Origin of the sequence: Streptomyces sp. KR55, from assembly GCF_052245645.1 — a bacterium.
In the GTDB taxonomy this organism is placed as follows: Bacteria; Actinomycetota; Actinomycetes; order Streptomycetales; family Streptomycetaceae; genus Streptomyces; species Streptomyces flavusporus.
In genome coordinates this window covers 1-13,213 of sequence record NZ_JBQQCE010000266.1, presented here as the reverse complement: position 1 = coordinate 13,213, position 13,213 = coordinate 1, and the positions used below count along the sequence as shown (strand labels likewise).

General features: G+C 70.9%; 16 protein-coding genes. 11 read left to right on the top strand and 5 right to left on the bottom strand.

The genetic code is table 11. The features are described from left to right. From grpE to ACTWQJ_RS31805, 6 genes are all read left to right on the top strand, one after another. Nucleotides 1-565 (top strand): nucleotide exchange factor GrpE (gene grpE, locus ACTWQJ_RS31830; protein WP_443309978.1); only part of this gene is annotated, 565 nt, incomplete at its 5' end. A 37-nt stretch (nt 566-602) separates the two neighbouring features. Beyond that, complete coding sequence (locus ACTWQJ_RS31825; RefSeq protein WP_443309977.1) at nt 603-1,037, top strand: DUF2267 domain-containing protein; 435 nt, start codon at nt 603-605, stop codon at nt 1,035-1,037. Further along, nucleotides 1,012-1,386, top strand: coding sequence for a hypothetical protein (locus ACTWQJ_RS31820; protein ID WP_443309976.1), 375 nt, complete (start codon nt 1,012-1,014; stop codon nt 1,384-1,386). The genes ACTWQJ_RS31825 and ACTWQJ_RS31820 overlap by 26 nt, the downstream gene beginning before the upstream one ends. Nucleotides 1,387-1,518: 132 nt before the next feature. After that, nucleotides 1,519-1,656, top strand: a complete 138-nt coding sequence (locus ACTWQJ_RS31815; protein WP_224739802.1) for a hypothetical protein — start codon at nt 1,519-1,521, stop codon at nt 1,654-1,656. A gap of 67 nt (nt 1,657-1,723) precedes the next feature. Further along, nucleotides 1,724-2,608 carry a universal stress protein gene (locus ACTWQJ_RS31810; RefSeq protein ID WP_443309975.1) on the top strand — a complete coding sequence of 295 codons (885 nt, stop codon included), beginning with the start codon at nt 1,724-1,726 and terminating at the stop codon, nt 2,606-2,608. Between the two features lie 134 nt (nt 2,609-2,742). After that, complete coding sequence (locus ACTWQJ_RS31805) at nt 2,743-4,092, top strand: acyltransferase family protein (protein WP_443309974.1); 1,350 nt, start codon at nt 2,743-2,745, stop codon at nt 4,090-4,092. Between the two features lie 108 nt (nt 4,093-4,200). Here the strand turns inward: ACTWQJ_RS31805 and ACTWQJ_RS31800 are convergent, their stop codons facing one another. Then, the gene (locus tag ACTWQJ_RS31800) at nt 4,201-5,001 is read right to left on the bottom strand and encodes a GNAT family N-acetyltransferase (protein WP_443309973.1); all 801 of its coding nucleotides are present in this window, start codon (nt 4,999-5,001) and stop codon (nt 4,201-4,203) included. 139 nt (nt 5,002-5,140) lie between these two features. After that, a complete protein-coding gene (locus ACTWQJ_RS31795; RefSeq protein WP_443309972.1) occupies nt 5,141-5,935 on the bottom strand; it encodes an esterase/lipase family protein in 795 nt (264 codons plus the stop codon). 266 nt (nt 5,936-6,201) lie between these two features. Here ACTWQJ_RS31795 and ACTWQJ_RS31790 point away from each other — a divergent pair, with 266 nt between their 5' ends. Further along, the gene (locus ACTWQJ_RS31790) at nt 6,202-7,185 is read left to right on the top strand and encodes a hypothetical protein (RefSeq protein ID WP_443309971.1); all 984 of its coding nucleotides are present in this window, start codon (nt 6,202-6,204) and stop codon (nt 7,183-7,185) included. Here the strand turns inward: ACTWQJ_RS31790 and ACTWQJ_RS31785 are convergent. Genes ACTWQJ_RS31785 through ACTWQJ_RS31775 form a run of 3 tightly spaced genes read right to left on the bottom strand, consistent with a single transcriptional unit; the run spans nt 7,157 to nt 9,027 of the window. Then, nucleotides 7,157-8,137 (bottom strand): GNAT family N-acetyltransferase, encoded by a 981-nt coding sequence (locus ACTWQJ_RS31785; RefSeq protein WP_443309970.1) that lies wholly within the window; start codon nt 8,135-8,137, stop codon nt 7,157-7,159. The two genes, ACTWQJ_RS31790 and ACTWQJ_RS31785, sit on opposite strands and share 29 nt — an antisense overlap. Nucleotides 8,138-8,173: 36 nt before the next feature. Continuing rightward, nucleotides 8,174-8,461: a hypothetical protein gene (locus tag ACTWQJ_RS31780; protein ID WP_443309969.1), complete on the bottom strand. Its 288-nt coding sequence runs from the start codon at nt 8,459-8,461 to the stop codon at nt 8,174-8,176. A 41-nt stretch (nt 8,462-8,502) separates the two neighbouring features. Then, nucleotides 8,503-9,027: an esterase/lipase family protein gene (locus ACTWQJ_RS31775; RefSeq protein WP_443309968.1), complete on the bottom strand. Its 525-nt coding sequence runs from the start codon at nt 9,025-9,027 to the stop codon at nt 8,503-8,505. Between the two features lie 390 nt (nt 9,028-9,417). Between ACTWQJ_RS31775 and ACTWQJ_RS31770 the strand changes: the two genes are divergently transcribed. The 4 genes from ACTWQJ_RS31770 to ACTWQJ_RS31755 form a co-directional block, all read left to right on the top strand. Further along, nucleotides 9,418-9,630 (top strand): hypothetical protein, encoded by a 213-nt coding sequence (locus tag ACTWQJ_RS31770; protein ID WP_443309967.1) that lies wholly within the window; start codon nt 9,418-9,420, stop codon nt 9,628-9,630. A gap of 256 nt (nt 9,631-9,886) precedes the next feature. Next, complete coding sequence (locus ACTWQJ_RS31765) at nt 9,887-10,483, top strand: YceI family protein (RefSeq protein WP_443309966.1); 597 nt, start codon at nt 9,887-9,889, stop codon at nt 10,481-10,483. Nucleotides 10,484-10,562: 79 nt separating this feature from the next. Beyond that, on the top strand, nt 10,563-10,841 hold the full coding sequence (locus tag ACTWQJ_RS31760) for a hypothetical protein (RefSeq protein WP_443309965.1): 279 nt from the start codon (nt 10,563-10,565) through the stop codon (nt 10,839-10,841). 499 nt (nt 10,842-11,340) lie between these two features. Next, the coding region (locus ACTWQJ_RS31755; RefSeq protein WP_443309964.1) for a SpoIIE family protein phosphatase at nt 11,341-13,213 on the top strand (1,873 nt) is incomplete at its 3' end.

Below are 13,213 nucleotides of genomic sequence, written 5' to 3'. Positions count from 1 at the left end.
CCGCCGCCCCGGCGAGCACCCGCTGTCGATCGTCCGCGACAACCGGCGGCGGGATCCGGGAACCAGCCTGGAGCCCCGCCGCCGTGGCGACGTCGAGCCTGCCCCGCGGACCGACCGGGACGCAGGCGAGGCCGACCTCCTGCGCGCGCAGCTGCGCGAGCGCACAGCAGACCTGCAGCGCGTGACGTCCGAGTACGACAACTACCGCAAGCGGGTCCGCCGCGACCGCCGCGCGGTCGGCGAGATAGCCGTGGCCAACGTGCTCACCGGCCTCCTCCCCGTCCTCGACGCCATCGACCAGGCCCGCAGGCAAGGGGACGTCACCGGCGGCTTCGCACACGTCGCCGCCGTTCTGGAAGGCGAACTCGCCGCCCTGGGGTTGCAGTCCTTCGGCGCGGCGGGCGAGCCCTTCGACCCTGCCTGGCACGAGGCCGTCTCCTGCACCCGCTCTGACCACGTCGAACGGCCCACCTGCACCGCGATCCTGCGCCCCGGCTACCGGGTCGGCGACCAGCTCCTGCGGCCTGCTCAGGCAGAGGTCGCCGAATCACCGGCCAGACGATAAGGCGCCCCGCCCTCGCCATCACCACCGGGAGGACATCATGCGCACGAACCAGGACGCCTTCCTGTCCGCTGTCCAAGAACGCGGCGAATACCCCACGCAGGCGGAGGCCGAGCGAGTCTCCCGAGTAGTCCTCGCTCTCCTCGGCGCCCATCTGGTGGGCGAGGTGCGCAAGGAGCTGGCCGACCGGATCCCGGAGACGCTGGCGCGCATCCTGCTCAACCCTCTCCAGGCGCATGAACCGCTCCCGCCCGAACGGTTCATCCGGGCGACTGCGGCCTGGATCGAAGGCGCCACCGAGAAGACCGCGGCCTGGGACGTCAGCGCCGTGCTCAGCGTCGTGGCGGACAGCGCAGGCGAAGACCTGACCCATCGGATTCTGCTCCAGCTGCCGCCCGGCTACGACCTGCTGTTCGGCCACCCACAAGGTGTCGAGGGAGGCGGTATGTGTGGCACGGCTGATCGAAGAAGCTGAGGACCTTGTGCTCCGTCTGTCCTTGTGGGAACAGCTCCTGGCCCGGCGCCGCGAGGTCCGGGTGCCCTTTGCCGACGTCAAGGACGTGAGGATCGAGCCGGACTGGTGGCGCAGCCTGCGGGGCCTGCCGGGCGGCGGCCGGTGCCGTCCCGGCCGCTGCCTGGGAGAAAGGCTCCACCGCCACGGCAGGGACTTCGTCGCGGTGCGGGCCAACGCGCCTGCAGTCGTCATGGACCTGTGGCCCTCTGCGCCCTTCGCCCGCTTGGCCGTCACCATGCCGGATCCCGTCAATGAGACCGTTCGGACCATCCAGCAGCGACGAGTACGTGAGCGCCCGAAGTCGGCCTAGCGGGTCAGCCCGGACCCGCTCTCCGGATGGATGTGATGTGGCTCCTACCCGAGTTCTTGCACAGCTGCGGAGGATGGTCGCGTTCAGTCTGTCGTCCGGTCGGCGGGCTGGCGGAAAGGAAGAAGTCCGCCCATGTCTGAGCATGTGCACGTCCGCATCAACCGGGGTCTCGGAGTCACCGAGAACGGTGAGCTCGTGGAGCACTCCTCCTGCCGCTGTGGAGCCACCTGGACCAAGACCTACCAGGTCCGGGAAGAGGGTTCCGAGTAGGGCGTACGCAACGACGTGCGGGACAATGAAGTCATCGTCCTGACGCGTGCTGAAGTCGGTGGGATCAATGACGCTGCCCTTGGTCGTGGGCGTCGACGGGTCGGAGGCCGGCCTCTGGGCGGCCGACTGGGCCTCGGACGAGGCGGCCCTGCACGGCCTGCCGCTGCGGATCGTGCACGCCTCCCTGTGGGAGCGCTACGAAGGCCCCGTCATCATGCAGTCCGAAGAGGTTCCCTCGGAGCACGCCCTCGCACAGGACATCGTCGACCGCGCTGCCGAACGGGCTCGGCAGCGCAATCCGGACGTGAAGATCACGGTCGACATCGTTCCCGACGACGCCGAGGCGGCGCTGTTGCGCGAGGCGCGCCGCGCCACCGCCGTCGTGACCGGGTGCCGGGGCAGAGGACCGATCAGGGGCGCGCTGCTGGGCTCGGTCAGCCGCTCCCTGGCCACGCATGCCTCCAGCCCGGTGGTCGTGGTACGCGGCACCCCGCACAACCGGCAAGGAGCCAATGACCGCATCGTGGTCGGCGTGGGCGATGCCGCGACCAGCACGGCGGCGATACGGTTCGCGTTCCGCGAGGCCGAAGCACGGCGCTGCGCGCTGGACGCCGTACGCGCCTGGCGTCGCCCCGCCCACAAACCCCTGGCGCATCCGCTGCTCGCCGGGGATCCCGCCCACCGCTACGAGGAGCAGGCGTCGGTCCTGCTCGACGAAGCCCTGCGTGCCCCGGAGCACGACCACCCCGACGTGGTGGTGGATCGCGTCACCGCCGAGGGCCCGGCCCACCACGTCCTCATCACGCACTCGGCCAGGGCCGACCTGCTTGTCCTCGGCGCCCCTCGACGCCACGGGCCTGTCGCACTGCCCCTCGGCCGTGTGCCGCACGCCGCGCTCCAGCACGCCGACTGCCCGGTCGCGGTGGTGCCGCAACGCGTGGCCGCATCCTGAGTCCTGCTCCGGATGCCACCGCCCTCGGCGTCGATGGATTCGTGCACGACAAGGCGACGACGGGCAGGTGGTGAGCAATGCTCGAATCTCCTGCAAGTTCCGGCCCTGTGGGGCCGGAACGGAGAGCTGGTCCGGTGCTGAGTGATCTCCGCAAGGCGGCCGAGAACACGCCACCGCAGCGTGACCGGTACATCGACCTGCTGCGCGCCGTGGCGATCACGATGGTCGTGCTCGGCCACTGGCTGGTCGTCGCCGTGACCTACGACGAGGCCGATGGTCTCAGCGGATTCAGCGCGCTTGTGGCCGTGCCGTGGAGTCACCCGCTGACCTGGCTCTTCCAAGTCATGCCGCTGTTCTTCCTGGTGGGCGGTTACGCCAACGGAGCATCGCTCCTGGCCCGCCGTCGCAGCGGCGGTGACGTCGCGGGCTGGCTGATCACCCGCAGCGCCCGCCTGCTGGGCCCCACGACGGTGTTCCTGGTCACCCTGACGGGGTCCGCGCTGCTCGCCCGCCTCCTCGGCACGGATCCCCAACTCGTGGGCACCGCCGCCTGGTTGGCCTCGATTCCGCTGTGGTTCCTCACCGCTTACGTCGCCGTCGTGGTCCTCACTCCGGTGCTGTACCCACTGCATCAGCGGGTCGGGATGATCGTGCCGGTGGTCCTGGTCACCGCGGTGGCGGCGGCCGACGCGGCCAGGTTCCTGCTCGGACTGCCCTACGCCGCCGTCAACTACCTGCTCGTGTGGCTGGCTGTCTACCAGGTCGGCTTCGTCTGGCGGGACGGCAGGCTCACCGACCGCCGACGGCCGGCACAGGTGGTGGCGGCGGGCGGCCTGCTCGCGCTCGTGCTGCTCACCGCGGTGGGACCGTATCCGGTCAGCATGGTCGCCGTTCCGGGCGAACCGGTGCAAAACACGGCGCCGCCCACCCTTGCCCTGCTCGCGCTCGCGGCCACCCAGATCGGCCTCGCGCTCCTGCTGCGCCGACGCGCCGATCGCTGGCTGGGCAGGCGCCGCCCATGGCTCATGGTGGTGGCTGTCAACAGTGTGGTTCTGACGGTGTTTCTGTGGCATATGGCCGCTGTCGTGCTGGCGGCCGTCGCTCTGTACCCGCAAGAGCTGATGGCGCAACCGCCGGTCGGCTCAGCCGACTGGTTCCTGTGGCGGCTGCCCTGGCTGGCATGCCTGCTCCTCATGCTCACGGTGCTCGTGGCCATCTTCGGCCGGGTGGAACGACGTGGTCGGCGGCCAGACGGCGACGCAGTACACCGCGACATCCGACGAGGTGGGAAAGTCGTACGCCTGGTGCTGGCGTACACGGGACTGGCCATGGTGCTCGTCGGGCTCCTCGGCATCACCACAGCAGGCCGCGCCGACCACGGCCCCCTCGGCCTGCCCGGCGAGGCACTACTGGCCTACTTGCTCGGCACCGTCATCCTGTGGCTCATCCCCCTGCGCCGACCGCGCCGGCCGTTCCCCTCATGACTCGCCGTCTCGCTTGCGAGGACAGGACAGCGGCTGCGGCGGGCGATGTCGGCGGCCCTTTCAGGGGCACTGTCGCACCCCCCGGGCTCACGTGGCAGGTCGCGGGGCTCAGGGCCGTCGGCACTGGTAGGTCCACAGTTCGTCGACGGAGGTGAAGCCGAAGGAGTCGAAGAGCCGGGGTGCGGCCTGGCTGTCGTGGACGGGGTGCGGGGGGTCATCGACGACGAGGGCGACCTCGCTGGCTCCTTGCTCGGCCAGCAGGGCCAGGGCCTGGCCGAGCAGTTTGTGGCCCAAGCCACGGTGGCGGTGCGTGGGCAGGGTCTCGATCCAGTACACGGTCGCAGTGCCGTCGGGCCCTACACTCACCACGGCCTCTGCGACTGGCTCCGCCGCCTCGCGGACGATCAGTCGCTGGCCCGGGGGGAAGTCACAGGGGACGACGTCGGCGACCGGCTTGGCCGGCGCGAACTCGGCAGACAGCGCACAGTACAGATAGCAGCCCTGACGACGGCCGGTGAAGCCACTGCGCAGCAGGGCGTCGTGGGTGGCGCCACGGCGGGCGCGGGGCAGGCCGCCCGGCCCCAGCGGACCTGGCGGACCGCCGACAAATGCCTCGATCAGCGGGCAGGGGGCGAGCGCTGCGAGGGCATGGCCGATCAGAGCGCGCAGGGCGGAGGGTTCCTCGTGGGCGTAGAGCCAGCAGATCAACCCGGTGTGCACATCGATCCAGGACAGATACGCGATGACGCCCTGAGGGCGGTCCCCGGCACTGGCCAGAACGCTGATCTGCGGCCGAGCCGGTACCGCCCAGCCGGCCGGGGGAACCAGACCACGCCGCGCGGCGGCCAGCCTCTCCGGGGTGCAGCGCGGCTGTCCCGGCAGCCGGTCAGCATCAATCAGTTCTCGCACCCCCGGTTCGTCGTCGGGACGATATGGGCGTACCGTCGACCCGCTCTTGGGGCTGGGCGAAGAGGCCATGCTGTCCGTCCGCACAGGTGCTGACGTCCTTACCAGCTGTCTTTCAGCGTCCTCCGTTTTGCCCCTCCTGTCACGGGACACACGCGAACGTGACCTGGGCCGCGGCCAGCAGCGCGCGCATCTCGTCGATGACCGGCCGATGAAGGGGCAGCGTCAGGTGCCCGACGCCGGGCACCAGCACGTTGCGTGCCTTGAGGTCCGGATGGTCGATACGGCCCCGGGCAGCGGGGATGACGGCCTCGTCCAGGTCGCTGTAGAACGCCACGAACCGAGTGCGGCATCCCGCGGCCGGCTCGGCGAGCTCGACCAGCAGCTCGCTTCCCGGCCGTAGCTGGCGCAACAGCGGATGGGCCGGGGCCAGCAGGGCGGTTGCGGTCCCGCCGTGCGGCGTCGCCAGCGTGATCACGAGCGGCACGTACGCGTCGCCGCCGAGCCGCTGCACGTAGTAGCGGGCGATCAGCCCGCCCAGGCTGTACCCGATCACGACCGCGGCCCGCCCCGCGCCGCGGGCACACGCCGACTCCACCTGGTCGCCCAGTTTCCGGGCCGCCGTAGGGATGTCCGGGCCGAACGCGTTGCAGGTGACCGGGATGAAGGGGCCCACACCGTCCCCGCGCAGCTCGCGCTGCAGCGGCGGGACGACCGATGCCCCGTCGGCCAGCCCATGCACCAACAGCACCGGAATCCCCGAATCGGTGCGTGGTGGATCACCCGGGCCCGTCGACCGCCAGGGCGTGGCACGACCCAACAGCCCGATCAACTGCCCGAAACCGTCCGTGGCCATGTCGACCGGGAGCCGGGCCAGACGCACCGCCGCCCTGCCCGCCTCGACACCCACGCCGCGCGCCGGCGACAGCCCCGGCACCGTCAGTTGCGGCCCGAATGGAATGCCCGTGGCCGATCACCTTCCCTGCATGAACCGCACTTGCCCTGCCTGGCGGAACACGCTGGATCTATAGAACTACAAATGAAACATCGCGCAAGTCGGGCGCCGGGTGCAGATCGACATATGCCGTGGGCGCGCCCGGCGGGGAGATGCGGTGGCGATGGTTTCGGGGCACGGTGGGATTGGGGGCCGGGCCGGTTTCCGGCCGATTCTTGCCGACCATCGACACATCCGAGGGAATCGTGATGGCCGTAGCCACAGACATGCTCATTCCGGCGCTGCGCGAGGTCCGCGAGGCCAAGGAGTCGCTTGCCGACCGTTTCAAAGCCCACCTCACGGTCACGCCCCCCGGTGAGTACCGGGAGGTCCTGGAGCGCCGCATGGGCGACGCCCGGGGCCACGTGTACCGCATCGACGAACGCCTGGCCACGTTGCAGCCCCGCGGGGTGGTGCCAACCGTTCTGGGGAACGCCTGGCGCCTGACCGAGCAGGCCGCCCGGCTGCCCATCGACGTGGCGATGTCCGTCCCGAACGTCGTGTTCCGGGGCCGGGGGACGGCATCGGAGCAGCAGTTGCTGAAGAACGCCGAGGACGAGTATGCGGTCACCGCGCTGGCCATGGCGGTCTGCCGGGCCGCCGAGCGCATCGCCCAGGAGGCCGAGGACGCCACCAGCACGGAGCTGCTCAGCTCCATCCGCCGCGACGACGAGGAGGCGCTGAAAGAGCTCGCCGACAGTCTGGAACAGCATGCCGAAGCAGCGGTGGCGGCCGCCGAGACCACGGAGGGCCCGAGCGCCGGCGGCGCCGCACAGGCGGTCCGCGACTGGAGCAGCTGGCTGCGCGAGACGGCCGAGCGCATGCCCGGCGCGGATCGGTTCCTGGGCGCACCGGAGGGCGCTCTGATCGCGGAGGACGAGTTGCCGATCCCCGACTACCGCAAGCTGAGCACCAGGGTGATCCTGGACCGGCTCCCGCACCTGTCCCAGTCGGATCTCGCCACGGTCGGCGCCTACGAACGGTTTCACGCGGGCCGCGCTGCCGTCCTGAGCAGGGTCGCTGAGCTGCTCGGGCCTGTGCCCTGGCCCGGTTACGACAGCATGACCGCGAACGAGATCGTCAAGCGGCTCGCCGACGCGGAACCGATCCATATCCGGCGGGTGCTGGACTACGAGCGTCGCCATCAGGCACGCGCCACAATTCTCAGGGCCGCCGAACGAGTGCCCGCCTGAGCATCGCGAGTTCGGTGGTGCCGCCTGGCGCCGCGATCGTTTGCAGGGCTGCCCTCGGGCTCACGTGGCCAGCTGCGTGAGCCCGACGGTGTCGGTACTGGTAGGTCCACAGCTCATCGACGAGGGTGAAGCCGAAGGAGGCGAACAGCCGGGCGGCAGCCTGGCTGCCAGGAGTGAGGTGCGGGGCGTCGTCGACGACGAGCGCGACCTCGGTTGCACCCTGCTCGGCCAGCAAGGCCAGGGCCTGGCTGAGCAGCTTGCGGCCCAGGCCACAGCTGCGGCGCGCGGGCAGGGTCTCGATCCAGTAGACGGTCGCGGTGCGGTCGGGTTCGACACCGACCACGGCTTCCGCGACCGGTTCAGCGGCCTCCCGAATGATCAGCCGGTGGCCCGGGGGGAACTCGCAGGGGAGAACGTCGGCGACCAGCTTGGCGGGCGCGGGTTCGGCCGGCAGCGCACAGTGCAGGTACCGGCCCTGGCGGCGGCCGGTGAAGCCGCTCTGCAGCAGGGCGTCGTGGGTGGCGCGGCGGCGGGTGCGGGGCAGGCCACCCGGCCCCAGGGGGCCCGGCGGAGCGTCCACGAACGCATCGATCTGCCGGCACTCCTCCAGCGCGGCGAGCGCGTGTCCGAGCAGGGCACGCAGTGCAGGGGGATCCTCACGGGCGTGGACCCAGCAGACGAGACCGGTGCGCACATCGATCCAGGACAGGTACGCGATGATGCCGCAGGGACAATCCCCGGCATCGGCCAGGACGCTCAACCGCGGCCGGGCCGGTACGGCCCAGTCGGCCACGGGGACCCGACCGCACCGCGCTGCGGCCAGCTTCTGCGGGGTGCAGCGCGGCTGTCCCGGCAGCCGGTCGGCTTCTATGAGTTCCCGCACCCCGAGTTCGTCCTCGGGGCGGTACGGGCGCACCGCCAACCCGCTCTTGAGGCTGTGTGAAGAGGCCATGCTGTCCGTCCGCACACGCACTGACGCTCCTACCGACTACTTGCCAGCCTCCTCCGTTTCGGCCGTGCTGTCACGGCGATGATGACCATGCCGTGGATGACCGGGCTGCGGCGGCGATCCGCCGGACGGCGTGCGTGCGGCCCAAGTGCCCTGCCCGGCTGCGGTCAACAGCGAGCGCAGCTCGTCGATGACCGACCGGTGCAAGGGGAGCGTCAGGTGGCCGACACCGGGCACCAGAACGTTGCGGGCCATGAGGTCAGGGTGCTCGATGCGGCCCCTGACGGCAGGGATGACAGCCTCGTCCAGGTCGCTGTAGAAGGCCACGAACCGGGAGCGGCATCCTGCGGCCGGCTCGGCGAGCTCGGTCAGCAGTTCGCTTCCGGGCCGCAGTTGGCGCAGGAGCGGATGGGGGGGGCCAGCAGGGCCGTCGCGGTCCCGCCGTGCGGCGTCGCCAGTGTGATCACCAGCGGCACATGGAGGTCACCGCCGAGCCGCTGCGCGTAGTAGCGGGCGATCAGTCCGCCCAGGCTGTACCCGATCAGGACAACGGGCTGCCCCTCACCGCGGGTGCAGGCCTGCTCGACCTGGCTGCCGAGCCCCCGGGCCGCCGTGCGGATGTCAGGGTTGAGCGCGTTGTAGCTGACCGGGATGAAGGGGCCCACGCCGCAGCCGTCCAGCCCTCGCTGGAGTGACGAGACGACCCACTCCCGGTCGGCCAGCCCGTGCACCAACAGCACCGGCATCCCCGAACCGGCTGGCGTAGCCTCCTCCGGGCCCGTCGATACCGTGGGCAGCGCGCGCCCCAGCCATCCGGTCAGCTGCCCGGCGCCCTCCACGGCGATGTCGAGCGGGAGCCGGGCCAGCCGTACCGCCGCCCTGCCTGCTTCCACGCCGACACCGCGCACCGGCGACAGCCCGGGCACCGACAGGTGCGACCCAAAGGGAGTACCCGTAGCCGTTCACCTCCCCGCGTGCGTCGCATGCGTTCTGGTTCATCCCACCCTAGAAACGCTGCGCGCGTCGCCCCGATTCCTCTACGACCGCAGTGCTGGCCTGCAGTGATCGACGTAGTCCGAACGGCGGCGAGTCGCCGGGGCGCGGCGTGTCGAGCGGAGCCCCGCCGACCAGCCCTTCTCACGGCACTGTCGGTCGTTACGGCCTCCCCAGCAGGCGACCAACCACCCTGTTCAGTAGCTTTGGCACAGAAAATACCGGAGTGCCCCTGCCTCGTTCCGGCGCCTGCGATGCAGTCGTAACGAGCTGCCTCGGAAGGAGCGCGTGTGCTGCCTATCGGATCGCTGGAGAACGTGTTGCGGGCCATCGGTGAGCAGGCCGTCCACGGCCTGCTCACCATCGCTCCATACGGCGGCGCGGGCCGCGCCCAACACAATGCCGCGCAGGCCGCCGCTGCGGCCAGCGCGGAGCGGCGCGAGAGCGAAGCAGCAGCCGCTTTGCTCGCACGGCACGACCTTCCTGCAGCGCGCCGCACCTGAGAACGCGGCCAGACCCGGGCCCGTGGTCGACGGGCCGACGGCGTCGGGTCATCGCCCACTGGCGCACGGTGGGCGGGGACACTGATCGGCAGGCACAGGTGGCGGGCCCGCCGCCCTGCCCTTGGGGCCTCGCGGTACGTGCAGACACCGTGACCCGGGTATTCCGGCTCCGTGCGCCATCATCTTGCACCATGGGGACACGCCGACTGGACAGCGTCGACCGCCCCGGCCGGTTGCGCCCCGTACGCTCGGCGCTGTGACGCTGACAGACGGAACGTACCGGCTCGGGCCGTCGACCGGCCGCCTCTTGATCAGAACCGGCCGCGCCGGGCTGGGCCGCAGGGCGGGACACGACCTCACGATCGAAGCGACCCGATGGTCCGGGGAGGCCGTCGTGGCCGTCGGGGACCCCGACAGGTCGTCGGTGAGTGTGACGGTCGAGACGGGCTCGCTGGAGGTCCGGGAAGGAACCGGCGGACTGAAGGCCCTCACCGATGCCGACCGGGCCGAGATCAAACGGACGCTGGCGGACAAGGCCCTGCTGCACACCGTGGAGCACCCCACGATCACCTTCCGTTCCACCCGTATCACGGGAACACCGCAGTCCTTCGAGATCACCGGAGAGCTCACCATCAAGGGACGCACCCACCCGGTGACGGTGCACGGGAAGGCGAACGGCGACCGGCTATTGCGCGGCTGGGCGACCGTCACGCAGTCCGCCTGGGGAATCAAGCCCTACACCGCGTTCTTGGGCGCGTTGCGGCTGGCCGACGAGGTCCGGGTGGAGTTCGAGGTGGCCAGGCTCGAGCCGGCGGACGGACCCGGGTCGCCGCCGCACGCTGGCCAGGCGTGAGAGCGGCGCCAGCCGAACACAGCCACCCGCCCGCAAAGGCCGTAGGCGGATCGGCACCGCGGCCTCCTACGGTGGGGGCATGGGCAACATCGTCGTCGTGTACGAGCTCGACAAGCCGGTGGCCCCACGGCCCTCCCCGGGTGTAGTGGGTGGCGAGGAACGGCACGTCCGCAAGGTGCACGCGGCGCCCACCGCCCCGGGGGAGCCCGCCGCCACGGGACCGCGGACCCTGTGCGGGAAGGACACCTTCGCCATGGAAACGGGCCCCTGGATCACCGAGCACCCTGGGACGCCCTGGTACCCCGCGCAATACGCGTCCGTGGTCTGCCCCGACTGCGATGCCGTGATCGAGACCTGATCGGCGTACCCGCTGCCACCGTCGAGGGACCACGGAAGCTGGACCGTGCCCTCCCCGCCTGGAAGCGCTGGAGCCCTTCGAGGCCGTCCATCCAGTGTCCGGATGACACCGCCGCCCCAACTCCCTGCCCATCCGCGAGAGTGGGCCGCCTCACGACGTCTGTTCGTCAGGGGATCTCGTGACGGACGGCCTCGATTTTGGTGAGACGTTTGTTGATGACCCCGCAGCAGGTCAGGTGGGCTGGGCGTTGGCGTTGCTGTCTTCGTCTCTGTTATGGGCACAGGTTGTAACGTGCAGGAGGCGGCGGTGGCTACACCGCGAACGGCGATCAGGCCTCCCGGATGGTGTTTCCGGGCCGCGCCATGAGGAACGAGGGTGTACTGCCTGGTGGTCTGGGGAGACCATGGAAGCCGGAGCGCCTGCAGACGCAGACGGGGCCCCGCTCCCGCTCCAGTCTGGGAGACCCGCGTGACGTCAGCCGGCGGAAGGAGCGCCTGCCATGAGGGAAGCCGGATGGTCTCCCGCAGGCTTCGGCGGGGCGGGCAGAAGCGGGGCGCAGGGCGAGCCGTCGCAGCCGAGCGGGCTGATGGATCTCCTCGGTGTCGCGGCGGTGCTGCTGGATTCCGAGGGACGGATCGTGCTGTGGAGCCCTCAGGCCGAAGAGCTGTACGGCTATACCGCCGAGGAGGCGCTCGGGCAGTACGCGGCACAGCTGCTCGTGCACGAAGAGCACTGGGACTGGGTGCTCAAGACGTTCGCCGAGGTCATGGAGACCGGTCAGGTCTGGGGTGGCGCGTTTCCCATCCGCTGCAAGGACGGCGGCACGCGGCTGGTGGAACTGCGCAACATGCGGCTGCTGGACGACCACGGCGACTTCTACGCCCTCGGCCTCGGCACCGACTCGCCCACCCTGCGTCAGGTGGAGCGGGACGTCGCCTTGTCCACCCGGCTGATCTCCCAGTCCCCCATCGGGATCGCCATTCTCGACACCGACCTCAAGTACGTGGCTGTCAACCCCGCTTTGGAGCGGATGCACGGCATGTCCGCGCAAAAGCACCTCGGCCGCTCGTACCGCGAGGTCATGAGTGCCGAGAAGTTCGAGGCGGCCGAGGCAGCGATGCGACACGTCCTCACCACCGGAGTCCCTCTGGTCGAGCAGTCCACCATCGTCGGCCGCACCCCGGCCGATCCGGACCGCGAGCACGCCTGGTCGATCTCGCTGTACCGGCTGGAGGACACCCAGGGCCAGGTGCTCGGAGTAGCCGAACTGGTGACGGACGTCAGCGACCGGTACCAATCTGCCCTGGAGGCCACCGACACGCGGCGGCGCCTGACCCTGATCGCCGACGGCTCCGCCCGCATCGGCACCACCCTGGAGGTCGACCAGACCGCCCGGGAGCTGGCCGAGGTCACCGTACCCGCGCTCGCCGATCTGGTCGCCGTCGACGTCCTCGACTCCGTCCTCGACCCGCACCGCCCCGCCTCCCGGGACGGCCCCGCACTCTTCCGCGCCTTCGCTGTGAAGGCCGCCTACGCCACCGAAGCCGCCCAGGCCGCCGATCCGCCCGGCCGGATCGCCGCCTACAACACCGACCGCCTGGCCGCCCAGTGCGTGCGCACCGGCCGACCCGTCCTGATCCGCCACGCCGACGCAAACGACCTGACGCGCATCGCCCGCGACGCGTACGCTGCCCTGCTGCTGACGCGCGCCGGAGTGCACTCTTACATGGCCGTTCCGCTCACCGCCCGCGGCACCGTCCTCGGCTTCCTGGGCCTCGCCCGCGCCCGTGATCCGCGGCCCTTCAACGACGACGACCTCACCATCGCCACCGAACTGGCCTCCCGCGCGGCGGTGTGCATCGACAACGCCTGCGCCCACCAGTGCATGCGCAACGCCGCCGAGACCCTGCAGCGCAGCCTGCTCCCGGAGCACCCGCCCGATCTTCCCGGCCTGCAGGTCGCCTCCCGCTACCTGCCCGCGCAGGCCGCCTACGAGGTCGGCGGCGACTGGTACGACGTGCTCCCGCTGGAGGGCGACAAGACCGCGCTCGTCGTGGGCGACGTCATGGGCAGCGGCATCGAAGCGGCCGCCACGATGGGGCGCCTGCGCGCCGCCACCGCCGCCTTCGCCGACCTCGACCTGGAGCCCGATCAGGTCCTCCAGCACCTCGACACGATCACGTCACGGCTGGAGCAGTACATCGCCACCTGCCTCTACGCCGCCTACGATCCCCACCGCGGCGAGTGCCACATCGCCAACGCCGGCCACCTACCACCCGCCCTCGTGCCCATCGGCCAACACCCCCGACTGCTCGACCTGCCCACCGGCACCCCCCTCGGCGTCGGCGGCGTCCCCTTCGAAACCACCTCCC